25 protein-coding genes and 1 pseudogene are annotated in these 23,833 nt (G+C 69.4%); 8 read left to right on the top strand and 18 right to left on the bottom strand.

Features of this window, described 5'->3' with window-relative positions:
* The first annotated feature begins 114 nt into the window (after positions 1-114).
* Together AB0M67_RS36250 and AB0M67_RS36245 are read left to right on the top strand one after the other, a co-directional pair.
* The gene (locus AB0M67_RS36250; protein WP_365751859.1) at positions 115-975 is read left to right on the top strand and encodes a helix-turn-helix transcriptional regulator; all 861 of its coding nucleotides are present in this window, start codon (positions 115-117) and stop codon (positions 973-975) included.
* Between the two features lie 6 nt (positions 976-981).
* The gene (locus AB0M67_RS36245) at positions 982-1,767 is read left to right on the top strand and encodes an SAM-dependent methyltransferase (RefSeq protein WP_365751858.1); all 786 of its coding nucleotides are present in this window, start codon (positions 982-984) and stop codon (positions 1,765-1,767) included.
* On the opposite strand, the gene AB0M67_RS36240 is transcribed toward AB0M67_RS36245, so the two are convergent.
* From AB0M67_RS36240 to AB0M67_RS36200, 9 genes and pseudogenes are all read right to left on the bottom strand, one after another.
* Entirely contained in the window at positions 1,740-2,282 is a 543-nt protein-coding gene (locus AB0M67_RS36240; protein ID WP_365751857.1) for a molybdopterin-dependent oxidoreductase, read from the bottom strand. The genes AB0M67_RS36245 and AB0M67_RS36240 overlap by 28 nt on opposite strands.
* A gap of 295 nt (positions 2,283-2,577) precedes the next feature.
* Complete coding sequence (locus AB0M67_RS36235; RefSeq protein WP_365751856.1) at positions 2,578-4,020, bottom strand: SPFH domain-containing protein; 1,443 nt, start codon at positions 4,018-4,020, stop codon at positions 2,578-2,580.
* Between the two features lie 169 nt (positions 4,021-4,189).
* On the bottom strand, positions 4,190-4,705 hold the full coding sequence (locus tag AB0M67_RS36230; RefSeq protein WP_365751900.1) for a hypothetical protein: 516 nt from the start codon (positions 4,703-4,705) through the stop codon (positions 4,190-4,192).
* A 219-nt stretch (positions 4,706-4,924) separates the two neighbouring features.
* A complete protein-coding gene (locus tag AB0M67_RS36225) occupies positions 4,925-6,013 on the bottom strand; it encodes a helix-turn-helix domain-containing protein (protein WP_365751899.1) in 1,089 nt (362 codons plus the stop codon).
* A gap of 87 nt (positions 6,014-6,100) precedes the next feature.
* Positions 6,101-6,879 (bottom strand): annotated as a pseudogene (locus AB0M67_RS36220) (Gfo/Idh/MocA family oxidoreductase); the annotation flags it as partial.
* Between the two features lie 436 nt (positions 6,880-7,315).
* Positions 7,316-8,539, bottom strand: a complete 1,224-nt coding sequence (locus AB0M67_RS36215; RefSeq protein WP_365751855.1) for a methyltransferase domain-containing protein — start codon at positions 8,537-8,539, stop codon at positions 7,316-7,318.
* A 689-nt stretch (positions 8,540-9,228) separates the two neighbouring features.
* The gene (locus tag AB0M67_RS36210; protein WP_365751854.1) at positions 9,229-9,429 is read right to left on the bottom strand and encodes a DUF397 domain-containing protein; all 201 of its coding nucleotides are present in this window, start codon (positions 9,427-9,429) and stop codon (positions 9,229-9,231) included.
* A gap of 49 nt (positions 9,430-9,478) precedes the next feature.
* Entirely contained in the window at positions 9,479-9,676 is a 198-nt protein-coding gene (locus AB0M67_RS36205; RefSeq protein ID WP_365751853.1) for a DUF397 domain-containing protein, read from the bottom strand.
* 11 nt (positions 9,677-9,687) lie between these two features.
* Positions 9,688-10,542 carry a helix-turn-helix transcriptional regulator gene (locus tag AB0M67_RS36200; protein WP_365751852.1) on the bottom strand — a complete coding sequence of 285 codons (855 nt, stop codon included), beginning with the start codon at positions 10,540-10,542 and terminating at the stop codon, positions 9,688-9,690.
* A gap of 249 nt (positions 10,543-10,791) precedes the next feature.
* Between AB0M67_RS36200 and AB0M67_RS36195 the strand changes: the two genes are divergently transcribed.
* Complete coding sequence (locus tag AB0M67_RS36195; RefSeq protein ID WP_365751851.1) at positions 10,792-11,274, top strand: ATP-binding protein; 483 nt, start codon at positions 10,792-10,794, stop codon at positions 11,272-11,274.
* Positions 11,271-11,534: a hypothetical protein gene (locus tag AB0M67_RS36190; RefSeq protein WP_365751850.1), complete on the top strand. Its 264-nt coding sequence runs from the start codon at positions 11,271-11,273 to the stop codon at positions 11,532-11,534. Before AB0M67_RS36195 ends, AB0M67_RS36190 begins: the two co-directional genes overlap by 4 nt.
* 1,078 nt (positions 11,535-12,612) lie before the next feature.
* Here the strand turns inward: AB0M67_RS36190 and AB0M67_RS36185 are convergent.
* Positions 12,613-13,479, bottom strand: coding sequence for a GNAT family N-acetyltransferase (locus AB0M67_RS36185; protein WP_365751849.1), 867 nt, complete (start codon positions 13,477-13,479; stop codon positions 12,613-12,615).
* A gap of 109 nt (positions 13,480-13,588) precedes the next feature.
* On the opposite strand from AB0M67_RS36185, the gene AB0M67_RS36180 reads away from it, so the two are divergent.
* Complete coding sequence (locus AB0M67_RS36180) at positions 13,589-13,927, top strand: cyclic-phosphate processing receiver domain-containing protein (protein ID WP_365751848.1); 339 nt, start codon at positions 13,589-13,591, stop codon at positions 13,925-13,927.
* Here AB0M67_RS36180 and AB0M67_RS36175 read toward each other — a convergent pair.
* Positions 13,924-14,520, bottom strand: coding sequence for a TetR family transcriptional regulator (locus AB0M67_RS36175; RefSeq protein ID WP_365751847.1), 597 nt, complete (start codon positions 14,518-14,520; stop codon positions 13,924-13,926). The genes AB0M67_RS36180 and AB0M67_RS36175 overlap by 4 nt on opposite strands.
* A gap of 117 nt (positions 14,521-14,637) precedes the next feature.
* Here AB0M67_RS36175 and AB0M67_RS36170 point away from each other — a divergent pair, with 117 nt between their 5' ends.
* Positions 14,638-15,303: a nitroreductase gene (locus AB0M67_RS36170; RefSeq protein ID WP_365751898.1), complete on the top strand. Its 666-nt coding sequence runs from the start codon at positions 14,638-14,640 to the stop codon at positions 15,301-15,303.
* Between the two features lie 720 nt (positions 15,304-16,023).
* Here the strand turns inward: AB0M67_RS36170 and AB0M67_RS36165 are convergent.
* From AB0M67_RS36165 to AB0M67_RS36155, 3 genes are all read right to left on the bottom strand, one after another.
* A complete protein-coding gene (locus AB0M67_RS36165; protein WP_365751846.1) occupies positions 16,024-16,755 on the bottom strand; it encodes an SDR family NAD(P)-dependent oxidoreductase in 732 nt (243 codons plus the stop codon).
* A gap of 215 nt (positions 16,756-16,970) precedes the next feature.
* A complete protein-coding gene (locus AB0M67_RS36160; protein ID WP_365751845.1) occupies positions 16,971-17,681 on the bottom strand; it encodes an SDR family NAD(P)-dependent oxidoreductase in 711 nt (236 codons plus the stop codon).
* Between the two features lie 130 nt (positions 17,682-17,811).
* Entirely contained in the window at positions 17,812-18,651 is an 840-nt protein-coding gene (locus AB0M67_RS36155; protein WP_365751844.1) for a helix-turn-helix transcriptional regulator, read from the bottom strand.
* Positions 18,652-18,838: 187 nt separating this feature from the next.
* On the opposite strand from AB0M67_RS36155, the gene AB0M67_RS36150 reads away from it, so the two are divergent.
* Positions 18,839-19,363 (top strand): hypothetical protein, encoded by a 525-nt coding sequence (locus tag AB0M67_RS36150; RefSeq protein WP_365751843.1) that lies wholly within the window; start codon positions 18,839-18,841, stop codon positions 19,361-19,363.
* 112 nt (positions 19,364-19,475) lie between these two features.
* On the opposite strand, the gene AB0M67_RS36145 is transcribed toward AB0M67_RS36150, so the two are convergent.
* Positions 19,476-20,123, bottom strand: a complete 648-nt coding sequence (locus AB0M67_RS36145) for a TetR/AcrR family transcriptional regulator (protein WP_365751842.1) — start codon at positions 20,121-20,123, stop codon at positions 19,476-19,478.
* 218 nt (positions 20,124-20,341) lie between these two features.
* Between AB0M67_RS36145 and AB0M67_RS36140 the strand changes: the two genes are divergently transcribed.
* Positions 20,342-20,704: a hypothetical protein gene (locus AB0M67_RS36140; RefSeq protein ID WP_365751841.1), complete on the top strand. Its 363-nt coding sequence runs from the start codon at positions 20,342-20,344 to the stop codon at positions 20,702-20,704.
* Between the two features lie 51 nt (positions 20,705-20,755).
* Here AB0M67_RS36140 and AB0M67_RS36135 read toward each other — a convergent pair whose 3' ends face one another.
* The 3 genes from AB0M67_RS36135 to AB0M67_RS36125 form a co-directional block, all read right to left on the bottom strand.
* Positions 20,756-21,397 (bottom strand): GPP34 family phosphoprotein, encoded by a 642-nt coding sequence (locus AB0M67_RS36135; RefSeq protein ID WP_365751840.1) that lies wholly within the window; start codon positions 21,395-21,397, stop codon positions 20,756-20,758.
* A 182-nt stretch (positions 21,398-21,579) separates the two neighbouring features.
* Positions 21,580-22,338, bottom strand: coding sequence for an SDR family oxidoreductase (locus AB0M67_RS36130; RefSeq protein ID WP_365751839.1), 759 nt, complete (start codon positions 22,336-22,338; stop codon positions 21,580-21,582).
* 91 nt (positions 22,339-22,429) lie between these two features.
* A complete protein-coding gene (locus tag AB0M67_RS36125; RefSeq protein ID WP_365751838.1) occupies positions 22,430-23,827 on the bottom strand; it encodes an NAD(P)/FAD-dependent oxidoreductase in 1,398 nt (465 codons plus the stop codon).
* Positions 23,828-23,833: the final 6 nt, after the last annotated feature.

Below are 23,833 nucleotides of genomic sequence, written 5' to 3'. Positions count from 1 at the left end.
GGGTTCATCTTGCCGTCCGGCCGGAACCGCGCCGTCCATCCACGCCGACGCCCCCGTGTGCGTGTTCGGGCCGCTGTGGCAAACTGCCCGCATGCTGGTGGCTGGTGGTGGGGTGTGAGCGAACCGCGGTCTGCCCCGACAATTGGGCAACTCGTCCTGAGCAAGCGGCTCCAGGGGCTGCGCGAGAGAGCCGGTCTCAGCCGCGACCGGGCCGCCGGACTGCTGCATGTCGCCCCCGCGACGATACGGCGCATGGAGATGGCCGAGGTCGCGCTCAAGGTCCCGTACGTACAGCTGCTGCTGCCCGCGTACGGCGTGACGGGCGACGAGGCGACCGCCTTCCTCCAGCTGGTCGACGAGGCCAACAAGCCCGGCTGGTGGCAGCGCTTCCACGACGTTCTGCCGGAGTGGTTCGGCGGTCATGTCAGCCTGGAGGAAGCGGCCAAGACCATACGGTGCTACGAGCCGCATTTCGTGCCGGGGCTCCTCCAGACCGAGGACTACGCCCGCGCGATACTGACCTACGGCGAGGTCGGCCGGAACGACCCGGCGCGCATCGAACGCCATGTGGCGCTGCGCCTGGAGCGCCAGTCGCTGCTGACGAGACCGGAGGCCCCGGTCTTCTGGGTTGTCATGGACGAGACGGTTCTGCACCGCCCCGTCGGCTCGTCCGCCGTGATGCGCGCCCAGATCGACCGGCTGCTGGCCGCGTCCGAGCTGCCGAATGTGACGCTCCAGATAGCCGAGTTCGCCGCCGGGCATCACCCCGGCACCTACAGCCCCTTCGTGCTGTTCCGCTTCGCCATACCCGAATTGCCGGATATGGTCATCGTCGAATATCTGACCGGCGCGCTCTATATCGACAACACCGGTGAGGTCGCGGAGCACATGGAGGCGATGGACCGCATGGTGGCCCACGCGGAATCCGCGCGCCGCACCAAACAGATCCTCGCCGACTTCCGTAAGGAGCTGTGAACCGCGATGACGGTAGGCATACCCAAGCCCCAGATCGACACCAGCAAGCCCCACCCGGCGCGGGTGTACGACTATCTGCTGGGCGGTAAGGACAACTATCCCGTCGACCGGGAGATGGGGGAGCGGTTACCGGAGGACTCCCGGCGCGACTCCCGGCTGAACCGCGCGTTCATGCACCGCGCCGCGGCCTGGATGGCGCGGAGCGGTATGGAGCAGTACCTCGACATCGGTACGGGGATCCCGACCGAGCCGAACCTCCACCAGATCGTCCAGGAGATCGCGCCGGCCTCACGCGTCGTCTACACGGACAACGACCCGATCGTGCTGCGTCACGCCGAGGCCCTGCTGATCAGCACGCCCGAGGGCGCCACCGACTACGTCGAGGCCGATGTCCGCCGGCCGCACGAGATCCTTGAACACGCCCGTGGCTTCCTCGACTTCAGCAGGCCCGTCGCCCTCTCCCTCATCGCCCTGATGCACTTCATCCCGGACGAGGACGACCCGTACGGCATCACCCGCACCCTGGTGGACGCGCTGCCGTCCGGCAGTCTCTTCGTCTTCTCGCAGGGCACCGGCGACTTCCAGCCGGAGAAGGCGGGCCGGGTCACCAACACGTACGGCAAGGGCGGCATCGCGCTCCGGCTGCGTACGCACGCCGAGGTCCTGCGGTTCTTCGACGGGCTGGATCTGGTGGACCCCGGCCTGGTGACGGCCCCGAAGTGGTTCAAGGGGACACCGGCCCCCGAGGACGAGCAGAGTTCCTTCTACGTGGGTGTGGCCCGGGTCCGCTGAGGCGGAACCGCGCACGCGCCCACCCACACGCTGGTGATCGCGCTGATGTAGCGCGCCCCGCAGCGGTCCGTGGGCACCACCAGCTGGCTGCCCGCGGACTCCAGGCTGCGCCCGTCCATGGCCGTGGCCAGCAGGATCGGTACGTTGCCGAAGTCGGCGTCGATCTCCGCCCAGGAGAGCACCGTATGGTGCCCGTCGCCGCCGGTGACGGCGAGCAGGAACCGGGACCTGTCCTTGCGCCGACGGGGGTCGAAGACCGGCTTCGCGTCATCGACCACCTCCCGGAGCAGCGGGCCCTCGAAGGTGTGGTGCCGCGGCCCGCTGGTGGCGCAGTCGAAGACCACCTCGGCGCGGTGCTGCTCCCAGCGCTCCCGCAGATCGGCGACGGTCAGCGAGACCGGACACGCGACCTCTCCGCGGAGGGTGAGGGACGTACGCGCCGGGGCTGCCGGGCCCGGCGACGCGGTCGTGCCCGGCGACGCGCTCTTGCCCGGCGGCAGGCAGGGTCGGCTCATCAGATTCCCCCTCGGGAGGTCCGCTGAGAGGTCCGCGTGGCGGCTGCACCCTGGTGATGCCCCGCTGCCCTGCCGGGGAATCGCGGATACGAGCCGACAGTGCTTCTTTGCCTCGCCTTTGTGAGGTGATTCCGCGCTCAGGCTGGCAAGTGCGTACGCGCTGACGCCAGTTGCCGACGGGGAACGCCGGGGGCCCGGTCGGCTTCCCCGCCGACCGGGCCCCTCGTTGTGGTGAGGACGGAGCGCTCAGACCGCTCGCGCAGTCCGTGACTCAATCCGCGATTCAGTCCGTGACTCAGTCCGTGACCTCGATCTGCCCGTTGGCCTTGGCGGTCTCCGCCGTCCTCGCCACCGCGCCCGCGCCCCCCGTCTTGCCCGCCGCGAGGCCCTTCAGCAGCTCGGCCAGGTCAACTCCGGTGGTGGAGCTGAGCAGTTCGACGCCCTGCGCGACATTGTCGGCGACGGTACGCGCCAGCTGACCGGCGCCGTCCGTCGAGATCACCGTCATCTTGTCCACCGCGCTCAGCGGCTCGGACGCCTTCGCGACGACCGACGGCAGCACCTCCACCAGCATCTGGAGGACGGCCGCGTCCCCGTACCGCGCGAAGGCGTCGGCCTTCTTGTGCATCGCTTCCGCCTCCGCGGCACCCTTGGCGCCGATCGCGGCGGCCTCCGCCTCACCCTCGATCCGTACGGCGGCGGCCAGCGCCGCACGGTGCGCCTTCTCGCCCTCACCGGTGAGCCGGGACCGCTCGGCGTCCGCCTCGGCCTGCTTGACGAGCGCGATCCGCCGCGCCTCGGCCTCCTGCTCGGCCTGGTACCGCGCGGCGTCCGCGGGCTTACGAACCTTGGTGTCCAGCTCGCGGTCGGTCAGCGCGGCCTGGCGCTGGGCCACCTTCTCCTGCTCCATGAGCACGTCCTGCTCGCGCGCCGCCTGGGCCAGCGGTCCCGCCGCCGCCGCGCGCGCCGCGGCCTCGTCCGTCTCGGCCTTGATCTCGGCCTGCTTCAGATAGAAGGTCCGCTGGGCGATCGCGATCTCTTCCTCGGCCTTGAGCCGTGCCTGCTCGGCGGCGCGGCGCGCCACCGCCTCGGCGATGTCGGCCTCCTGCTTGGCACGCGCGGCCTCGGGCCGGCCGAGGTCCTCCAGATACGAGCCCTCGGTGGTGATGTCCTGGATCTGGAAGGCGTCCAGCACCAGGCCCTGCCCTGACAGGCTCGCCTCGGCCTCCTCCGCGACCTGACCGGCGAAGGCCGCGCGGTCGCGGATGATGTCCTCGACCGACATCCGGCCGACGATGGAGCGCAGCGCACCCGAGAGCACTTCCTGGGTGAAGCCGACGATGCCGCCCTGCTGCTGGAGGAAGCGCTGGGCCGCGGCCCGGATGGAGTCCTCGGTGCCGCCGACCTTGACGATGGCGACGCCTTCGAGGTTCGCCTTCACCCCGCGCAGGGTGACCGCGCCGCGCACGGCCACCGGGATGTGCCGGCTGGACAGGTCGAGCGTGAACTTCTGCTGTACGAACGGGACGACGAAGACGCCGCCGCCGACCACGACCTTCTGGCCGCTGGTGTCCATGGACACCCGGCCGGTGGTCGGATCGGTCGACTGCTTGCCGCGCCGGCCGGTGACGATGAACGCCTGGCTGGGCCCGGCGACCTTGTAGCGCGTGATGACGGCGAGTGCCAGCAGGACGACGAGTGCGACGACCCCCAGCACGGCGATGAGAAGTGGGCTCATGGTGCTCTCTCCCTTGCCTCCCGAAGGGACGGCAAATCAAGGTGATTAAGGCGAATAACGATAAATAGGGCGTCTCTGGACAGGGCGAGACGGGACCGGACAGCGCTGGACAGTGCCGGGCGGGGCGGTGCGGTGCGGTGCTGGGCGGTGCTGGGCAGTGCCGGGCCGGTCAGCGCTGGACGGGACGCACCAGGACCGAGGTCGACGAGAGCGTCTCCTCCACCCAGATCTCGGCGCCGTTCTCCACGGGCAGCGCGCTCTTCGCCGAGTACTTCACCGGCTGCCCGCCGAGCCGCAGCAGCACCTCGCCGTAGCCGCCGGCCGGAATCGCCGTGACCACCGTGCCCGCCGACCCCACGAGATCGTCGCCCCGCGGGGTGACGGCTGTCTGGTCACGCATCAGCGCCTTGCTGAACTTCCAGGTGAGCCACCCGGCACCGAACCCGGCCGCCACCCCCGTGACGGCGGCCGGTCCGGTACCGAGCTGCGTGGTGCCCAGCACGATCGCGCCCCCGAAGCCGAGCATCGAGACAAACCCCGCGATCACCGGCAGCGAGAGCAGCCCGTCGAACAGACCGTTCAGCACCCCGACCCCGTCGAAGAGCCCTTCGAGAATGCCGTCGAAGATCAGCGACAGGACGAGCAGCACGATCCCCGCGATGCCGAGACCGAGAAACAAGGTCATCGGATCCATCGGTTCCCCCCTCCCCCTCTGCCGCTGATTTCCTCGGCAGGGCCCCATGATGCCATCTTTGTCCGGAACCGGACATTGCCGTTTTCCGGCAGTCTTAACGCGTTCTTAATGCCGACAGTCGCAGGTCTCCCCGTCCGGAAGGACTCGCGGCGGCTCACGGCGGCTCACCACGGCGACTCGCGGCGGCTCGCGGCCGGAATGCCGCCCGGTTCAGAAGGACTTCGCCGGCCAGTCCATGAGCCTGGCCCCGATCACAGCGGTTTGCAAGGTGTAGCGATGCACCGGATCAGCGGGATCGGCGCCGGTGAGCTTATGGATCCTTTCCAGTCGGTATGTCAGGGCTCGCACGCTCAGCGAGAGCCGCCGCGCCGCCTCCGCCGCCACACACCCCGCGTCGAAGTAGACGGTGAGGGTCTCGATGAGCGGCCGGGCCCCACCGCGCGCCGCCTCCAACGGACCGAGCGCGCTGAGGACCAGCTCCGTCATGGCCTGCCGGTCCCGGGTGAGGACCGGATAGACGAGCAGATCGGCGGCGTGCAGGACGGGATCGTCCAGGTCGAGCCGCTCGGCGAGGTCGAGTACGTTCAGCGCCTCCTCGTACGACTGCACGACCCCGCCCACCCCGGGCCGCGGCCGGCCGATGGCGACCCGGCCGCCGTCCGTGGCGGCGAACGCCTGCTTGGCGAAGTAGGCGAGGACCTCCGGCTGGTCGCCCGGCGCGATACAGACGAGCCGGCCCGTCTTCGTCGTGAGCAGCACGCTGCGATCGCCGAACCGGCCGAGCAGCGCCTGCTCCACCGAGCGCGGAACGGCGTCCTCCTCGTCGTACGGGACGGAGCCCTCCGCGACCGCCACCGCATGTTCGTACGAGAGCCGCAGCCCGAACCGCTCGGCGCGCTCGGCCAGCCGCCCCAGATCGCTGCGCCCGTACAGCAGGTCGTCGATGAACTCCCGGCGCGCGGCGACCTCCTGGCGTACGGCGAGCCGCTGCGCCCGCTCGTACCCCTCGGCGAACGCGTCCACGGCCTGTTCGATGGCGGCGAGCACGCTGTCGGTGGACCCGCCGCCCTGGCCGCCGCCGCTGCCCGGGGTCGCGGTGACGGGCCAGTGGGCGCGGGCCGCGGCGAGATGCGCGCCGACCAGGGCACGCAGCCCGAAGCCGGCCTCCGCGGCCCGCTCACCCATCTCCCGGCGGGCCAGCAACTCGTCCCGGGTGAGCCGGCGGCCCGTCGGGGCGACCGCCGCCAGGATGCGGGCGTACCCGTCCAGATACTCGTCGGGTATCCCGTTCCCTGTCACGCCTGCCCCTGCCCTGGTCTCTCGGTGGCTCTCGATGTACGGATGTCGCGCATCCCCACCATGGTGCACGTGGGGCGATCCGTACGGAGAGGGGGCGGCGAGGCGCGAGTACGGGCTACTCCGGCGCGTCCCCGAAGTCCGGGATCTCCAGTCGCTCCCGCGACCTCGAACAGCGCCGTGGCGTTGGAGAAGTCATTGCCGAACTGGCTGATGTCCTTGTCGAAGACACCGTCCCCCCGGTCGTCGGTGACCCCGATCGCGGACACGCTCACCGCGTGCGTCTGCCAGGCGCCGAGCACCCCGCCGACGGAGTGCGTCGGATACAGCAGCGGCGGATAGCTGGCGGTGGACTTCCACTGCTCGCCGCCGCTGTACTGGTACGCCGCGTAGAAGCCGAGATCCATGTCGTGGACGTAGTCGCCCTCGGCGTAGAAGAGCCGGCCGAAGGCGCCGTCGGCGATCCGGTCGCGGGCGTAGACGGTGGCGGGGTTGTACTGGCTGGTCTCGCCCATCATGTACGTCAGCCCGGTCTCCCGTACGGCGTCGATGATGGCCGCGATCTCGTCGCGGGTCACCGCCATCGGCACCGCCGAGTACACATGCTTGCCCGCGCGCAGGGCTTTGAGGACGAGCGGGCCGTGCGTCCAGCGCTGGGTGAAGACGGCGACCGCGTCGACGTCCGAGTCGAGCAAGGCGTCGAAGGAGGGGAGGGTCCCCGCGAGGTCGTACTCGGCGGCGAGCCGGTCGGCCCGTTCCAGGAGCAGATCGGTCGCGAAGATATCGCCGACGCCCGGGTGGAGCCGCCAGAGCTTCGCGAACTGCCCGGCGAACTGCCCGGCGCCGACGATGCCAAGGGAAAAGGACACGAAACACCCTTCCGATGAGCTCTCTCTTCCGATGAGCTCTCTTCTTGTCTGCTCGGTTCGGCCTGGTTGAGACGGGTTGGGGCGAGTTGGGGGCGAGTTGGGACGGGTCAGTCCGGTTCGACCGGCTCGGTCAATCGTCTTGCGAGAGGATGAGATTGATCTGCCGGTTGGTCGTGGTGAGGCTGTCCACCGGTCTCCCGTTCGCGTACACGTCCTGCATGGCGGGCAACGACTGGGCGCGCGGGGCGGCGGTGCTCGCGATTCGGATTCTGGTGCTGGGCAGGCCGGGGGTGTGAGGCAGGCCGGGGGGTGAGGTAGACCGGGGGGTGAGGCGTCACTTGGCATGAGGTCTCACTTGCAGACGGGGCAACTCACCTTCTTGCGCGCGCCGTCCTGGTGCTCATAGACCCATCCCTTGCCGTGACAGGTGCCGCAGTCAGCCAAGGGAAGCTCCCACCGTCGTCGCTGCCGTGTCCGCTGATCTGTCGGGTGATTTGTTGAGTGATCTGTCGAGAGTGAGGGCGGCGGGTACGGACGGATCGTCGATCCACACGTACTGCCGCTGGGGTGTGACGGTGAAGCCGATACGGTCCAGCCCCGGGCGGTCGTGCTGGGTCCAGGCGCGATGGACGGACTCGGCCTCGTCCCACAGATCGCGCGGCCCGGTCTGCGTCAGCCGGCCGCCGTCCTCGACGGTGGCGCGGGAGACCCCGTCGGTCAGCAGCACGCTGCCGGAAGTGGACGCCCAGGGCTCGTCGCCGACGAGGGAGGCGAGCAGAACCTGAAGGCCGGGGGCGGGGTGGAGCAGGGCCTCGGGGACGGAACCGGAGTCCAGGGAGCGGACGCGGGGGTGGGTGTCGGTCCGGGCGTCGGTACCCGTTGCGCCCTCGTTCGTGCGTTGAGGCAGTCGCTGCGAGCGCAACGGCATATACGAGCACTCCTCCCCGAAACGGCCGGTGGCCGAGCCGTCGTCGAGGACAGTGAGACGCAGGAGCCTGCCGATGGGCGGGTTGTACGGGAGGACGATGTGCCCGCCGGGACGGGTGCGCTCCACCCATACGTACGGGATGTCCGTGACGCCACAGGTGACATACACGCGGTCGAACAGTCCGTCGGAGTGGCTGTGCGGGGTTTGCAGTTCGGTGGCCGCGTCGCCGGTGACGACGTGTGGACGCAGGCCGCAGCGGGCGAGATTCTCGGCGGCGGTCCTGGCCAGCTCGGGATCGATCTCGACGGTGGTGACCAGGGTGTCGTCCTCGGTGAGGTACGCGCACAGGCCGGATGTCCAGCCCGTACCGGTCCCGATGTCGAGGACCCGGTTCCCGGGTCGCACGGCGAGATGCCGTAACCCGGCGGTCACGAGGAGAGGACTGGAGGCGGCGCAGCTCGGCGCGGTCGAGGGAGCGGCGGCGTTGGCCGGGGTGAGCTCGGTCCGGCCGCCGTCGAGCTGAGTGACGATCACGCTGTCGGAATAGACGGCGCGCCACCAGCGATCCGCGTCGCGGTGCTGGTCGATCCAGTACCCGGAGGCAGCGGCGGGAGGGGTTCCGGCGCCCTGGGGTACGGCCCAGGCGCGGGGCGGGATGAACTCGTGGCGGGGGACGCGGATCAACGCGTCGGCGAGTGCGTCGGGTTGGGGCGGGGTGGACGGGGGCGGCATGGCGATCCTTTCGGTCGGGGAGGGCGCTGGGCTGGGGCGGTCACCGGGCTGGGGCGGTCACTGGCTGGGGCGGTCACTGGGTCAGTGGCTGGGGCGGTCACTGCGGTGGCGGGTCCCCGAAGATTCGCCGGAACAGCTCGGCTTCGTCAGGTATGGCCGGAGACGAGTTCGGGCGGGGCTCGGCAATGGCCGGAGACGAGTTCGGGCGCGGCTCGGCCGTGGGGACCATGAGCGTTCCGCGCACACCGAACATGTCGATCAACATGGACAGTCGCTGCCGCGCCTCACTGCCCGTTGTGGGGCTGGGTGGCTTTGGTGGAGGTGCGGGTGCGGGTGCGGGTGTGGGTGTGGGCGGGGATGCGGGTGGGGGTGGGGGTGGAGCCATGGTCTCGGTGCCCTTCTCCTCAGCGCGCGATGCGGGGGCAGAGTTGTCCCCCGCCCAGGCGCCGGCATGACGAGCGGTGGGCGGGGGACAACCCTTCGGGACTCTCCCCAATGGGGCGCGGGACGGGGAGAGTTGCGCCGGTCAGGGCGATGTCCTGCCGAGGACTCGACCCGGACTGGCGACGCACAGCGACGGTAGCGTCACGGAGAGAGGGTGCGCAAGTGTGTACCGGAGCATTTATGCGGGCCCTACGCCGAAGCCCCTCACCATCGGGGGTGAGGGGCGTATGGGCGCGGATGGTTCGTTAGATCAGGTGATCGAACTCTCCGGCCTTGATGCCGAGGAGGAAGGCGCGCAACCTCTCGGGGCTCGTTGTGACAACGGTGTCCGGGGCGTCACTCTCTCGCATCTTGATCTGCCCGTCGACACTGGCCAGTTCGACGCAGTTCGGATTGTTGTCACCGCCTGAGAAGGACGATCTATGCCAGTTCATCTCTGTGCTCATTCCTCTTCCTCTCAGGACGTCGCGAGCGAATGTTGGCACAGGTAGGGGCTCAGTTGGCGAAGTGGTCGAACTCGCCTGCTTTGACGCCCGCGATGAACGCGGCGAACTTGGTCGGGCTGGTGGCGGTAACTACGTTCGGGTCGTCACTCTCGCGCATCAGGATCGCGCCGTCTCGTTCGGCGATCTCAATGCACTGCGGCCCTTCCCCAGAGAAGGACGACTTCTGCCAGCTGATCTCTGCGCTCATGCCTATACCTCTCACAGTTCTCTTGCAATGTGATGGATGAAGCTGCGCGACTCAGCAGGCTCCAGAGAAGCCTGCTCGGCAAAGTCGAGCAGCGTTCGATTCTTCTCCAACTCGGCGGCAGCATCCAAGAAAAGGCCGCTGGAGGGGTTATCAATGTAAACGGTATCGAGCTGTGGAACGACGCCGCCCGTGTAGAGCACGGTTTGGGTGAGGTCGATGAAGTCCTCGTTGGTGAACGGGATGATCCGAAGCATGATCTCTGGCCGTTCGGAGGCCTCGATGAGGTGTTGAAGCTGCTCGCGTGCGACCTTTCGTCCGCCGATGCGCATCCGGAGTGCGGCCTCGTGCACGATGACCTCCAACTCCGGAGGATTCTGACGATCGAAGATGCCTTGCCGCTTCATTCGGTGCTCGACCCGTGCCAGCACCTCGTTGGTGGGCAACTTCGGCAGCACGCTGTTGAACAGCGCCCGTGCGTAATCCTCTGTCTGCAACACGCCAGGAAAGGTCACTGGTTGCAGATAGCGCAGGTATCCGGCGTGATGCTCAAGCTCGGCAATGTCCAGGAAGCCGAGAGGAAGGACGCCGCGATACCCATCCCACCAGTACTGGCCGCGATGCTCGCTCGCAATGGTGCACAGGGCCTCGATCAGCGCGGTGTCGACGCACTCGTAGAAGACTGCCAGCTTGCGGATCCTCTCCTCGCTGATGCCGAGGCGCCCGGACTCGATGTTGCTGATCCTGGCCTGATCCGTCGAGAAGAGGCCGGCCGCTTCGCGGGCCGTCTTGCCTGCGCGAATGCGCATCTTCTTCAACTCCGCGCCGAGGCGGGCCTGGCGTGCGGTCGGGTTGTCCCTTGGCGGCATGTCACCTTCCCCTGTCTGCTCACAGTGTTGCGCGTAACCGGGTCATGGGTCCACCGGCTATCCCCAGTTCGAGTTACAGAGGTGGACCGGTGAATGTATTTACCCTACCGTCGTCACAGCATCGCGTCGCACGTCAGTAAGACCGAAGTGCAGCCGCTCCGGCGCGCCTTGAACCATGTGCCGGTCCGGTCATCGCCACGCATGGCGGGCCACGCGTCAGTTCAGACCGCACTGCGTTGGGAGAACGACATGACCACCGTGACCGTCACCGCAACTCCCGTACCCCCGCCGCCCCCGGGCGCCGAGACCTACCGGCTGGCCCTGCCCAGCACGGCGACCGCGCCGAGGATCGCGCGTGACTTCGTCACGTCGCTCCTCGGGCTCAGCCGGCACCGCAACCTCGTCGACGACGCGCGCCTCTGCGTGACCGAAGTGGTCACCAACGCGCACCGGCACACCCGTACGCCCCTGATCCGCGTCCGTGTGACGGTCAACCGCAAACAGGTCACCGTCTCCGTCGCGGACAACAAACCGTGGGCGCTGCCCACGCCCTCCGCACGCACCGCGCCGGAGGGGCTCCGTGCGGGAGGCGAACAGGATTCGGGGCGTGGCCTTGTCCTCGTGGAGAGTCTGGCCCTCGCGTGGGGGTCGACCATCTACGGGGGATCCTCACCCAGCCACAAGACCGTCTGGTTCACGTTGTCCGAGGTCAGGAATGAGGTGGCTGGGTGATGGAGCCCGTAACGGACCCTGCGTTGTGGGGTGTTGTGTCGATCGCGTTGAGTGCGATCGTGCTGGCGGTGGGGGTGTTGTACGCGGTGATGCCGAGTCCGGAGAGTGCTCTTCCGCCGGTGCCGCTCGACGCGGAGGAGGGGTACACGTACACCTGCTACTGCTGCCCCGATCCGGTGCGTGTGACGGTCCGTGCGCCGCAGGTGCACTTGGTGGGGCGGGCGGCCGGTGGTCGGCGTCAGGTCAGTGCCGAGGGGTAGTCGGGGTGACCCGGGGGGTGTGGATGCGGGTGGGGGCCGCCCCTAGGTTTCAGTTTCGCGGTTCCGGGTCGGGCGTCAAGGGCGCTCCTTTGTCGCGTCGGCTGCGCCGATTCCGCTTCGCTTCACCCTGGACACCCGCCCCTCCACCGCAAGTGCAGCTTTGAGGGGGGCGGCCCGGGGGGGAGGGGTCCCCGGGGAAGCTCGCTTGTTCCGGGGGTCCGTTCCCGGCTTTCAGCCCGGTGGGCCCTGCGGGTCTGCGCGGCAGTGGAGTGGGGCGGCCCGGCACCGGCTCAGCGGGCTGGTGTGGGTGGGTTGTTGGTGCTCATGCCCCGCTGGTGACAGTCCGTTGACGGGTGCACCTGTCGACTGGGGCGGACGGACCCGCCACCCACCCCCTATGTCCCAGTTTGGCGGGCCATTCCGGGGCCCTCGGGCAGGTGATGCGTCCTGGGTTCGGTTAAGTCGTCCCCACGACACATCACCTCCTTGGACCCGCCCACTGGCCGCCTCATGAGTCACAGCCACCCCACCACCCACACACCCCCACCAGCGGGGCATGAATCCCAGCCACCCATGGGGGTCAGACGCTGAGCCGGTGCCGGGCCGCCCCATTCCACTGCTGCGCAGACCACCCACCGGCCCGAGGCCGGGAACGAACCCTCCGCACATGGGTGCTTCCCCGGGGACCCCTCCCCCCGGGCCGCCCCCCCTCAAAGCTGCACTTGCGGTGGAGGGTTGGGTGTCAAGGGTGGGCGCAGCCCATCGGCTTGCCGACGCGACGTAGGAGCGCCCTTGACGCCCGACCCGGAGCCGCGAAACTGAAGCCTGAGGGGCGGCCCCCACCCGCCATCGAACTCTCCGGGTCACCCCGGCTACCCCTCGGCACGAACCCACACCCGAAGTCGAACCGCCACCAGCCGGGCATGAATCCCCGCCCCTCCCCGACCGTCAGACGCTTTGCCGGAGCCAGGCCGCCCCACTCCACTCCTGCGCAGCCCCGCAGGGCCCACCCACCCCCAGTCGGCAACCGGCCCCCGGCCCCCGGCGCATGGGTGCGCCGGTCCGCCTCGGTAGAGGTTCACGCGTTCCTGTACCGGTCCCGTACCTCGGGGCGCTGCTGGAAGCCGGCCGATTTGTAGGTGGCTACGGCGCCTACGTTGGAGCTCGGGGTGCAGACGATCGCGCTCGACGATCCCAGCTTCTGGAGTGTGGCCGCCGCAGCGGCGGTGATCGCCTTTCCGTAGCCGTGGTGGCGATGATCCCGGTGTACGCCCAGCGGTTCGAGCAGCCCGGGCCTGCCCGGGCCGGCCGACCACACCGTCACCGCCGCCACCGCGTTGTCGCGGTCGTCGTACGCGACCAGAGAACGGGCGTCGGCGTAGGGCAACCCCGCCGCCATCGCGTGCCAGCGCTCCTCCGTGAACCACGACCCGTCCCACGCTGCCCGATGTACGGCGGCGAACACGTGTGCCTGCTCCGGCCCGATCACCCCTATCCGCACGCCCGGGTCCTTCACCGGCTCGGTAAGGTCGCGGCGCAGCGGTGTCCATGGCTCGTCGGTGTTCCAGCCGGCCTCGAACAGCAGATCGTGGATCAGGGCACCCACCGGCGCCTCGATGTTCACCTTCCCCCGGGGCAGTACGCCGCGCTCCGGTTCGGTCACGTCCGCCACCAGCCGCTGCGCCAACTCCTCGTCCCGCTGAGCCTCCGGCGCGATCGTCAGCCGCAACAGCCCGGGACCGTCCAGCAGCCCCACGGCGAGAATCTCTCCGTCGCGGCCCCACGTCCTGACCGCTGCGGCGGTCGCTTCCGCACCTGACCGCCAGAACCAGCCCAGGTCCCCCGGATGCAATTGCATCGGCGCCCCGTCGCTCTGCCACTCCCGCAGCACGCCGACGGCCTTGCTCAGTCCGTCGACTTCCAAGGTGCTCAATGCGATCGTCATACCTTCGATCACACACCACCGCACCGGCAGTCCGCACCCGGATTCCGGCCGGCCGACGTGGAGCGGCCCCCATCCGTTCGTACGGTCGCTCCACTGTGATGATGATCAGGTGAAAAAGGACCTGGTCGCACCGACGCCCGTCATCCTCGGCATTGACGATCTCCGGCCGCTGCCCAGGGCCACGCGGGTCGCCCGCACCAGCCGCGAAGGTATCCAGCTCCTTCAAGAACACCGTGACAGCTTCATTGACGAACTCTGGCTTGACCACGATCTCGGCGGCGACGACAGCATCATGCCTGTGGTGACCCTTATGGAAGAAGCCGCCTTCAACGGACGGCCCTTCCACATCGGAACGGTCTTTGTTCACAGCGCCAACCCCATCGGTGCCGAGACCGTCGTCCGGTCGCTCGCACGCTGGAACTACCAAGTCCGGCGGACGGCGGCTTAAGGGCCGGCCGGCGCGAGAGCCCGGCAGAGCAGGATCTCCGCGGCGGCACGCGCGTGCCGGCCGTAGTCGGGCTGATCCAGCACCATCGCACGGCTGGCCGCGCCGTCGGCGAGTGTGACCAACTGTTCGGCGAGCGCGGCGGGTTCGGTGGCGCCCAGCTCCGCCGCCAGCTCGGTGACGAGCTGGGCCATCAGCGTCTTCTGCTCGCGCGCGTACGCGTGGATCGCGCTCCGCGGATCGGGGAACTCGACCGCGGCGTCGATGAACGGGCACCCGCGAACCGGGGACATGTGCGGTGCGGGGAGATCGAACAGCCGGAGAATCCGCTCCCGGGGATCGAGGTCCTCGCGGGTGAGCACGCTTTCCAGGGTCTGTCCGGAGGTGGTCAGCTCCCGCAGGTGGGCCATCACCAGGTCGCTCTTGGCGGGGAAGTGCGCGTAGAGGGTGCGCTTGGACACCGGTGCCGCCTCGGCGATCTGCTCCATACCGGTCGCGTTGATCCCCTGGCCGGCGAACAGCAGGGCGGCTGCCCCCAGGATCCGTTCACGTGCGCCGCGCCCCCGGCGCTGAGTCTTCGTGGTCGTCGCATCCATGAGCTAAGTATACGCATGCGTTTACTTTGGCCTGGACTCCGGTTATGGTCACGACTTAGGTAAACGATTCTGTTTACCTAGGCCGTTCTGAGGAGTACCACCGTGAGCCCGACCGAGATGAGCGATTACGCGGAGACGCTGATCCGTGGCCGCCGCGCGACCCGCGCCTTCCGGCCCGACCCGGTGCCCGAGGAGATCCTGCGCGCGGTCTTCGCACTCGCGGGCGCCGCGCCGTCCAACTCCAATACGCAGCCCTGGCGGGTCGAGGTGGTGAGCGGGGCAATGCGACACCGGCTCGCCGACGCACTGCGGACGGCGCACGCCGCGCGGCGCACCACGGTCGACTTCCCTTACCGCGAGGACATGTACTCCACCGAGCACCAGCGCCGCCGTGCCGCGTTCGGCGCCGAGCTCTACGGTGCGCTGGGTATCGGCCAGAACGACCACGCGGCCCGCGCCGCCTACGACGCCGAGAGCCTTCGCTTCTACGGCGCCCCGCACGTCGCGTTCCTCTTCGTCACCGGAGACGCCGGGGCACGCCTGGCCGCGGATGTCGGCATCTACGCCCAGACACTGCTGCTGGCGATGACCGCGTACGGCCTGGACAGCTGCCCGCAGGGACTACTGAGCTTCTACGCCGACACGGTTCGCGACGAACTCGGCCTGGACAGCGGCAAGCTGCTCGTGGGGATCTCCTTCGGCTACGCCGACGAGGCCGCGCCGGTCAACCACATCACAACCGGCCGGGCCGCCCTCGACACCACCACAACCTTCCACCTCTAGGCTCCGGCGGCCGGTTGCCGGCCCACGGAGTGGGGCGGCCCGGCCCCGGCAAAGCGACTGACTGCATGTGGGAGGCCGGGACTCATGCCCCGCTGGTGACGGTGTGTGGGTGGTGGGGTGGCTGTGACTCAGGAGGCGCCGAGTGGGCCAGTCGGAGGAGGTGATGTGTCGTGGGGACGACTTAACCGAACTCAGGACGCATCACCTGCCTGCGGGCCCCGGAATGGTCCGCCAAACTGGGACATAGGGGGTGGGTGGCGGGTCCGTCCGCCCCAGTCGACAGGTGCACCCGTCAATGGACTGTCACCAGCGGGGCATGAGTCCCAACCACCCACCCACGCTAGGTCGCTGAGCCGGTGCCGGGCCGCCCCATTCGACTGCTGCGCAGACCACCCACCGGCCCGAGGCCGGGAATGGACCCTCCGCACATGGGTGCTTTCCCGGGGACCCCTCGCCCTTGACGCCCGACCCGGAACCGCGAAACTGAAACCTAGGGGCGGCCCCCACCCGCCATGACCGACCCCGGCCCACCCCGACTACCCCTCGGTCCTCACCCACACCCGAAGTCGAACCCCCACCAGCCGGGCATGAATCCCAGCCCCTCCCCGACCGTCAGCCGCTTTGCCGGTGCCAGGCCACCCCACTCCACTCCCGCGTCGCCCCGCAGGGCCCACCCACCTCCAGTCGCCAACCGGCCCCCGGAACAGTGGTGGGGTGGTGTCACCAAGGGGCGGGGCCGGCGGCTTCGAAGAAGCCCGCGGTGGGGCCGTCGGGGCCGGTGGTGGCCAGGCGGACGATGATCTTGGCGGCGTCCTCGGCGCTCTGGATGCCGTACTCGTTGAAATCGATGGGGGTGGCTCCCGGGCTGGTGATCTTGGTGAAATCGGTGGCGGTGAGCCCGGGGTTGACCGCGTTGATCCGCATGTTGGGGTAGGCGACGGCGTACTGGACGGTGACCATGTTGACCGCGCTCTTGGAGGAGGCGTAGGTCAGCATGGGCACCTTGGACTCCATGCTGGTGGGGTCGGTGTTGCGGGCGAGGGAGCCGCCGGTGCTGCTGACGTTCACGATGACGGGGTTGCTGCTGGTGTCCAGGAGTGGCAGGAAGGCGTGGGTGACGCGGACGATGCCGAAGACGTTGGTCGCGTAGACCGTCTCCATATCGGCGGCGGTGTACTCGCCGGCCAGCTTCCAGGCGCCGGAGATGCCGGCGTTGTTGATGAGGACGTCGAGCGTTCCGGCTTCCGCGCGTACGTGTTTCGCTGCGGCCTGGACTGATTCCTCGTCGGTGACGTCGAGTTGTATCGCGTGGGCGCCGATGGGCTTCGCGGCTTCCTGGCCTTGCTTCAGGTCGCGTGCGCCGAGGTAGACGGTATGCCCGGCCCCGGCGAGCTGGCGGGCGGTCTCCAGACCGAGTCCGCGGGTGGCTCCGGTGATCAGTGTGGTGGTCATGAGCTGGTGAAGACGCCGGACCCCATGTCTTGAGGGGCCACGGGTGCCTCCGCCTCCTTCCGGATGTGTTGTTGGTGGTGAGAGAGCCCCGCCCCGGCCGGGGACGCGCGGGACTTCGCGCGGTGTGATGGAGCCCCGGACGTGGTCTGCCGGTCAGTGGTCGGCCGGTCAGTGGTCTGCCAGTCAGTGGTCGGCCGGTCAGTGGTCGGCCGGTCTCACCACGGGACAGGGCCGTCGGCTTCGAGGAAGGTGCCGGTGGGGGTGGCGGGGCCGGTGGGGCCATTGGTACCGGCGTCGGCCATGCGGACGATGAATTCGGCGCACTCTTCGGCGCTCTGGGTGCCGCGCGGATTGAAATCGGTGGCGATGCTTCCTGGGTGGACCGCGTTGATCCGCATCTGCGGGAAGGCGTTGGCGTACTGGACGGTGATCATGTTGACGGCGCTCTTGGACGAGCAGTAGGCCACCATCGGGAAGGTCGCTTCGAGGCTGGTGGGGTCGCTGCAACGGGTGAGGGAGCCGCCGCTGCTGCTGACGTTCACGATGACGGGGTTGCTGCTGGTGTCCAGGAGTGGCAGGAAGGCGTGGGTGACGCGGACGAGGCCGAAGACGTTGGTCGCGTAGACGCTCTCCATGTCGGCGGCGGTGATCTCGGCGGGTGGGTTCCAGGTGCCGGAGATGCCGGCGTTGTTGATGAGGACGTCGAGTGTTCCGGCTTCCGCGCGTACGTGTTTCGCTGCGGCCTGGACTGATTCCTCGTCGGTGACGTCGAGTTGTATCGCGTGGGCGCCGATGGGCTTCGCGGCTTCCTGGCCTTGCTTCAGGTCGCGTGCGCCGAGGTAGACGGTGTGCCCGGCCCCGGCGAGCTGGCGGGCGGTCTCCAGACCGAGTCCGCGGGTGGCTCCGGTGATCAGTGTGGTGGTCATGGGCTGGTGAGGCGCCGGACCCCGCTCATTTCGGGGGTCCCCGCGCCTCGGCCTCCTTCAAAAGGTGTGGCGCATGGTCGTGCCGTGCGCGTTCCTACGGTGTGGCGCGCTCCTACGGTGTGGCGCGTTCTTACGGTGTGCTCAGGGCGATGAGCCGCTGCCTGCTCTCCTCGTCGGAGGCGGGCATGACCACGAGGAACTGGTCGCGTTCCTGGGCGATGGTGAGGACCTGCCAGTCCAGCCGGATCTCGCCGGCCATCGGATGCAGGATCCGCTTGCTGCCGAAACTCCTGCCCGTCACCCGGTGGGTGGCCCACCAGTGCTGGAACTCCGAGTCCGCGGTGCTGAGCTCCTCCACCAGTTCATTGAGACGGGGATCGCTCGGGTGGCGGCCGGCGTCCATCCGCAGATAGGCCACGCATTCACCCGCCGACAGATGCCAGTCCGGAAGCCGCTCGCGCACGCCCGGGTCGAGGAACGTCAGCCAGAGAAAGTTGCGCCGCTCTTCGGGGACGGCGCCGAAATCACACAGCAGCTCGGCCGCGAGAGGGTTCCAGGCCAGGATGTCCGTGAACCGGCCCAGGACCACGGCGGGCGTGGTGCCCAGATCGGCGAGCACGGCCCGTACCGGCCCCGGCACCACCTGCGGCCGGGTACGCCGGCGGCGCCCGGCCGGGGCGAGATCGGCCAGCCGCCGCAGGTAGTCCCGCTGGTCGTCGTCGAGCAGCAGTGCGTGGGCGAGCCCGTCCAGGACACTCGCGGAGGGGGTGGGCAGCCGGCCCTGCTCCAGGCGGGTGTAGTAGTCCACGCTGATCCCGGCCCGGCCCGCCACCTCCTCCCGCCGCAGCCCCGCTACCTTCCGGGACTGCTCCTGCGCGGCCAGCCCGGCCTGCCGAGGGGAGACCTCGCCGCGGCGGGCCCGCAGGAACGCGGCCAATTCACGACGATTGTCATTGTTCGCACCCTTCACACCCTCCACGGTGCCAGGCCCACCGCACGAACGGGAGAGTCACGATCTTCCTGGGAAGAAAATGGCCCCCCAGCGTGGGCCATCGGCCGGGAGTGGACCCTCGGTCCTGACCCCATGGCCCGGACGTCCAACCTTGGATCACCCGTCGTGGTGATCATCGAATCGGGTCGCCGCTCGTTGACGGGACATGACCCGACCGCGCATCGCCGGAGCACTCCTGAGCGCTCTGGCTCTCTCCGTCATCCCCTCCACCGCCGGCGCCGCCGATCCGGAGCCGCCCAGCGGCTGTGAGTCGACCACCGGCTACTCCAAGGACGGCTCCTTCTCGGGAAGGCTGACCATCTGCTTCACCAAGGAGAAGACGTACTCCTCCTCCGAGGGCCGCGAGGGGATGTCTCCGGCCGTCTCCGTGAAGTCGGAGTGCCGGCACAAGACGCTCCTCGCCTGGAGCGATCAGGGATCGTGCAAGTGGACAGGCGACCTGTCGATGAAGAAGGACGGGGTCCAGCGGTGGAAGGAGCGCTGGGGCAAGGCGACTGCGGCGACCCACAAGGGTGACAGGACCACCTGGGGCCCCTACCGGTGCCGGGGGAACGGGATCTACGCCCTCACCCTGGACAACATCGACATGAAGTCGTCCAGCAGTGGCGTCGTCGGCGGGTGGGAGCCGGTGTATCCCAAGCCGGTCACCCTCACCGCCAAGGGCTGCTGAGCTTCTCCTTCGATCTCCCCAGCTCCCCATCTCCGTCTGTGCCGCACGGCCTGTGCCGCACGGCGCAGACGGAGAGGTTCAGACGGAGGCTCAGACGGAGGTTCAGACCGTCTCACCCGGCGGTCAGGTCCTTCAGTTCCGCCGCGTAGAGCAGTGCGGGATCGAACCCCATCCCGGTGAATTGGCCCGCGAGTTCGAGGGACAGGGCGCCGTGCAGCCGGGTCCAGAAGGTCAGGGCCCGGTGGAGGGTCTCGGGTGAGGCGGGGTGGTCGGCCGCCCACTGCCGGTGGTCTTCGAGGTGCGTGGCGAACGGTGTCGTGGGGCGGTCCGAGGGCAGCGCCGTGAAGGCGTCGAGCAAGGTCGTCATGATCTCGGACGAGATGGCGGTGGTGTCGTCGGGCGCCTCGTAGCCCGGGACGGGTGTGCCGTAGATCAGGAAGTACCGGTGGGGGTCGGCCAGCGCCCACGTGCGGAGGGTGTGCGCCAGCCCTGCCACATCGGCGCCGGACTCGTGGGCCGCGCGGAAGGTGTCGGCGAGGCTTCGGTACGCGTCCCTGATGAGTTCGGTGATCAGCTCATCGCGGCCGGCGTAATACCGGTAGAGCGCGGGTCCGCTCATGCCCATCCGCTTGGCGATCGCGTTGAGCGAGAGCGCCGACGCGCCCGCCGTGGCGATCTGCTCCCACGCGCGTTCCTTGATCTCCGCGCGCACCTGGCCGCGGTAGCGCTCGCGCGGGGTCCTTGGGCCTGCTTCTGCCATGGCCTGCCACCTTCCACATCTGCGCGACGACACCTGCGCGACTACATCATCAAGATTTAGTTAGAGGCTATCACGGAAGCTATTGACGTCCCCTTGTCTCGTGAGTTAGAACTTCTAGCGAACGCCAAATCATCTAGCTCGATCGATAACACGGCGCGGGTTCGCAGCCGTGCGCTCACCCACACGAGCCCACACGAGCCCACACGAGAGGGAATGCCATGACAGCCACATCCGAGTCACTCTCATCCGAGTCACCCGTCCACGCCGGCCGGCGTACTTCCCTGCCGGTGACCATCTCCGCCTGGGCGGTTCCCCTCATGGTTCTCGGCCAGTTCGCCCTGCTCGCGATCGTCCCGGTCACGATCGCGCTGGTCGGCGCTCTTCGCGGCGCCCCCGACCGGGCGGTGCGCCGGGCGGCGTCGCTTGTCGCCGTCACGTTCGCCATTCCGCTCGTCGTATGGCTCACGCGGCCCGACGGCGCGGAGAGTCTGTCCAAAGACATTCACCCGGGGTTCGTGGGGCTGATCGTCGCCGCGTCCGCCGCGCTCATCCTCACCATCCACCGAGCCCGCCGGGGCTGAGGGGCGTGGTGCCCTGTCAGTCCCGTCGTCGAGATGTCTCCGAGCGGACGGTCAGTAGCCTCGCCAGATGTTGTCGAAAGCAGCCTGCTCAATGGACCGCCGCTGCCGTACGGCCTCCAGCTCCAGCAACGCCTCATTGACCGCGACGAGTACGGTCTCGACCGCGTCGTCCGGAGTGTCCGGGGCTTCTCCGTCCGGAGTGTCCGGGGCTTCTCCTGCCGCCTCCTCGTCGTTCTTCTCGCGGATCCCGACGGCCGTAGCGAGAGCGGCGAGGACCGGCTCGTTCGATGCCCAGCGTTCCCCCGCCAGCCGGCGATCGGGCGAATCGGCCAGCACCGTCCGGCCGGTACGGAAAGGCAGCCCGCGGCGCCGCTGTCGGGTGAGTTGCCCTTCCGACTCAAGCGCGGCCAGATAAGCCGCGGCCAGGCCGCGGCCTCTGCGCCACAGCCAGTCGGCGACCGGCTCGTACGGTGCTTCTCGGGCGAGTGACTCCGCGGCCTGTTCCAGCGGACGGTCAGCGATGTCCGGCCGGTGGCCGGGGACGATCCGGTCGCCCTCCAGCCTGATGGCCTCGGCCGCCAGAAGGTCGATCAGCTCGGCTCCCGCCAGCGCGAGCGACAGCTCACCGGCCACAGGGGGTGGACTGGGCGCCACGTCCAAGGCGGTGATCATCAGGTCCCGGGCTGTGGTCATAGCGGGCTCCACCTCACTCGATCACTCCACCTCACTGGCATAGGCATAGACGGACAGGCCGCGTCCGGTGTTCCCGGCCGGGTTCAGCAGGCCCCGGCCATCCCCGGCCATCCCCGGCCATCCCCGCCAACCGCAGCCAACCCCAGCCATCCGCAGCCAATCCCCGCCAACCCCAGCCAACCTCAGCCGACGAATTGCTGCCCGCCATCGATGTCGTAGGTCGCCCCGGTAACCGCCGTGTTGGTCATGATGTGGACGGCGAGCGCCGCGACATCGGCCGGTCCGACCACACGGCCGATCGGGAGCGTGGTCCGCAGCTCCTCGCGACGGGCGTCGAGTCCTTCGCCCAGGAGCCCCGCTGACAGCGGTGTGTCGACGAAGCCGGCCGCGATGAGGTTGACGCGGACCGGCGCGAGTTCCAGCGCGAGGCTCGCGGTGAGCGCGGACAACGCGCCGCTGACCGCCGGCGCGATGCCGAGGCCCGGACGGATCCGCCGGCCGCCGGTGCCGCCCATGTGCAGCAGCGTGCCGCCGGGTCGTACCCTGCCGACGGCGTTGCGCGCGACTTCCAGCGGCAGCAGCATGTGTTCGCTCATCGCACGGCGCGCCTGCTCCCAGTCCATGTCGAGGAGCCGCCCGTAGGACGGATGTCCGGCCGTGACCATCACATGGTCGATCTGTTGCGGCAGCCCATGGAAGAACCGCTTCAGCCGCGCCGGGTCGTTCGCGTCGAAGACGGCGGTGCTGAGTGCGTCGACATCCGCCGCCGCGCCCCGCAGCCGTTCGGGGTCCCGGCCGGTCAGAATCACCCCGGCACCCTCGGCGTGCGCGTGCCTGGCCGTCGCGAGCCCGATGCCGGCGCTCCCGCCGATGACGACAACGGTCTGCCCGAGCAGGGCCGGTTCGCGGTGGCTGAGAGAGACAGATGCCGCGGTACTCATGATGACTCCTCCGATCCGCCGGTCCTCTGCCGGTCCTCTGCCGGTCCTCCGCATTCCTCCTCGACCCCGACCTTCGACGTGGCCGTCGCGATCACGCCTCGACCGGCTGCCTCGTCCCCCTGATCTCGGCTCCGAGCGCCTTCAGCGCGGCGGCATGGATCTCCGAGAAGCTGGGGAACGGCTGGATCGTGTCGCGCAGCACATTGAGCGGCACGCGGGCGCGGATCGCCAGCGTGGCCTGCTGCATCCACTCCCCGGCCTCGGGACCGAGCCCGTAGGCGCCGGTCAGCACGTCACCATCGCTGAGCAGCGTCAGAAAGCCGTTCGATTCGGCGTAGGCGTGCGTGTACGTAGCCGTCTTGGCGACCCCCGACAGCGGCGCGGTGGCGCTGAACCGGGCCTCGGTCGCGCCCACCGACGCCGCCTGCGGATCGGTGTACGTGACGCGCGGGACCGCGTCGTAATGGGCCTCGCGGGGTTCGCCGAGGATGTTCGCGGCGACGACCTCGCCCTGGTACTCACCGACGTGGGTCAGCGGCCAGATGCCGGTGACATCGCCGATCGCCCACAACCGCTCGCCCGCCCTCATGCGCGCGTCGACCGGGATTCCCCGGCCGGCCCCGGTGATACCGACGGTCTCCAGCCCGATCCCCTCGACGCGCGGGCGGCGGCCGGTCGCGATGAGCAGACGGTCGCCGCGCACCTCGCGGCCGTCCTCCAGCTCCAGCACGTAGTCCTCGCCGGCACGGCGCGCCTCGGTCGCGTGCACGCCGAGTACGAGCTCGATCCCGTCGCGGCGCAGGGCCTTGCCGAGCGCCTCGCCCAGCGGCGCGGGCTCGCGTGCGAGCAGCTGCGCGGAGGCCTCGACGAGAACGACCTCGCCGCCGAAGCGACGTACCACCTGCGCCAGTTCGACCCCGGCCGGCCCACCGCCGAGTACGAGCAGCCGTGCGGGCACCGCCTTCATGCCGGTCGCCTCGCGCGTGCTCCAGACCCCGTCGAGCTCCCGCAGGCCGGGAAGCGGCGGTACGACGGGATCGGCGCCGTTCGCCAGCACGACGTGCTCGGCCGTGTACCGCACGCCGTCGACCTCCACCACCCCGGTGCCCGCCAGGCGCCCGCGACCCCGCAGCAGAGCGATCCCGTTGTCCGCCAGCCACCGCGCGGCTCCGGCGTCGGAGTAGTCGGAAACCATGTAGTCACGCCAGGCCAGGGCCGCCTTGACCTGGACCTCGGCGCTTCCCGCCGCGTCACGCGCGCCCTGCACCGCCTCGCCGGGGCGCAGCAGCGTCTTCGAGGGAATGCACGCCCAGTAAGTGCACTCGCCGCCGGCCAGGTCGCGCTCCACGACGGCGACGCGCAGGCCGCCCTCGGCGAGCGCACCGGCGGCGTGCTCGCCCGGGGCGCCGCCGCCGAGGACGATCACGTCAAAGTCATAGCCATGGTCATGGGTTTTACCGGTGCCGCTCGTGCCGTCCGTGCCGCTCATCGCGTT

It is taken from the genome of Streptomyces sp. NPDC051662 (assembly GCF_040681655.1).
In the GTDB taxonomy this organism is placed as follows: domain Bacteria; phylum Actinomycetota; class Actinomycetes; order Streptomycetales; family Streptomycetaceae; genus Streptomyces.
This window is presented reverse-complemented; position numbering and strand designations above follow the sequence as displayed.

What these genes read in the sequence shown, in the direction of transcription:
- AB0M67_RS36240 (WP_365751857.1), bottom strand. Translation starts at nt 2,282, where the DNA reads ATGAGCCGACCCTGCCTGCCGCCGGGCAAGAGCGCGTCGCCGGGCACG.
- AB0M67_RS36230 (WP_365751900.1), bottom strand. Translation starts at nt 4,705, where the DNA reads ATGACCTTGTTTCTCGGTCTCGGCATCGCGGGGATCGTGCTGCTCGTC.
- AB0M67_RS36215 (WP_365751855.1), bottom strand. Translation starts at nt 8,539, where the DNA reads ATGCCGCCCCCGTCCACCCCGCCCCAACCCGACGCACTCGCCGACGCG.
- AB0M67_RS36130 (WP_365751839.1), bottom strand. Translation starts at nt 22,338, where the DNA reads ATGAGTACCGCGGCATCTGTCTCTCTCAGCCACCGCGAACCGGCCCTG.
- AB0M67_RS36140 (WP_365751841.1), top strand. Translation starts at nt 20,342, where the DNA reads ATGACAGCCACATCCGAGTCACTCTCATCCGAGTCACCCGTCCACGCC.
- AB0M67_RS36185 (WP_365751849.1), bottom strand. Translation starts at nt 13,479, where the DNA reads ATGACGATCGCATTGAGCACCTTGGAAGTCGACGGACTGAGCAAGGCC.
- AB0M67_RS36165 (WP_365751846.1), bottom strand. Translation starts at nt 16,755, where the DNA reads ATGACCACCACACTGATCACCGGAGCCACCCGCGGACTCGGTCTGGAG.
- AB0M67_RS36145 (WP_365751842.1), bottom strand. Translation starts at nt 20,123, where the DNA reads ATGGCAGAAGCAGGCCCAAGGACCCCGCGCGAGCGCTACCGCGGCCAG.
- AB0M67_RS36170 (WP_365751898.1), top strand. Translation starts at nt 14,638, where the DNA reads ATGAGCGATTACGCGGAGACGCTGATCCGTGGCCGCCGCGCGACCCGC.
- AB0M67_RS36135 (WP_365751840.1), bottom strand. Translation starts at nt 21,397, where the DNA reads ATGACCACAGCCCGGGACCTGATGATCACCGCCTTGGACGTGGCGCCC.
- AB0M67_RS36195 (WP_365751851.1), top strand. Translation starts at nt 10,792, where the DNA reads ATGACCACCGTGACCGTCACCGCAACTCCCGTACCCCCGCCGCCCCCG.
- AB0M67_RS36200 (WP_365751852.1), bottom strand. Translation starts at nt 10,542, where the DNA reads ATGCCGCCAAGGGACAACCCGACCGCACGCCAGGCCCGCCTCGGCGCG.
- AB0M67_RS36160 (WP_365751845.1), bottom strand. Translation starts at nt 17,681, where the DNA reads ATGACCACCACACTGATCACCGGAGCCACCCGCGGACTCGGTCTGGAG.
- AB0M67_RS36205 (WP_365751853.1), bottom strand. Translation starts at nt 9,676, where the DNA reads ATGAGCGCAGAGATCAGCTGGCAGAAGTCGTCCTTCTCTGGGGAAGGG.
- AB0M67_RS36175 (WP_365751847.1), bottom strand. Translation starts at nt 14,520, where the DNA reads ATGGATGCGACGACCACGAAGACTCAGCGCCGGGGGCGCGGCGCACGT.
- AB0M67_RS36150 (WP_365751843.1), top strand. Translation starts at nt 18,839, where the DNA reads ATGACCCGACCGCGCATCGCCGGAGCACTCCTGAGCGCTCTGGCTCTC.
- AB0M67_RS36210 (WP_365751854.1), bottom strand. Translation starts at nt 9,429, where the DNA reads ATGAGCACAGAGATGAACTGGCATAGATCGTCCTTCTCAGGCGGTGAC.
- AB0M67_RS36125 (WP_365751838.1), bottom strand. Translation starts at nt 23,827, where the DNA reads ATGAGCGGCACGGACGGCACGAGCGGCACCGGTAAAACCCATGACCAT.
- AB0M67_RS36235 (WP_365751856.1), bottom strand. Translation starts at nt 4,020, where the DNA reads ATGAGCCCACTTCTCATCGCCGTGCTGGGGGTCGTCGCACTCGTCGTC.
- AB0M67_RS36245 (WP_365751858.1), top strand. Translation starts at nt 982, where the DNA reads ATGACGGTAGGCATACCCAAGCCCCAGATCGACACCAGCAAGCCCCAC.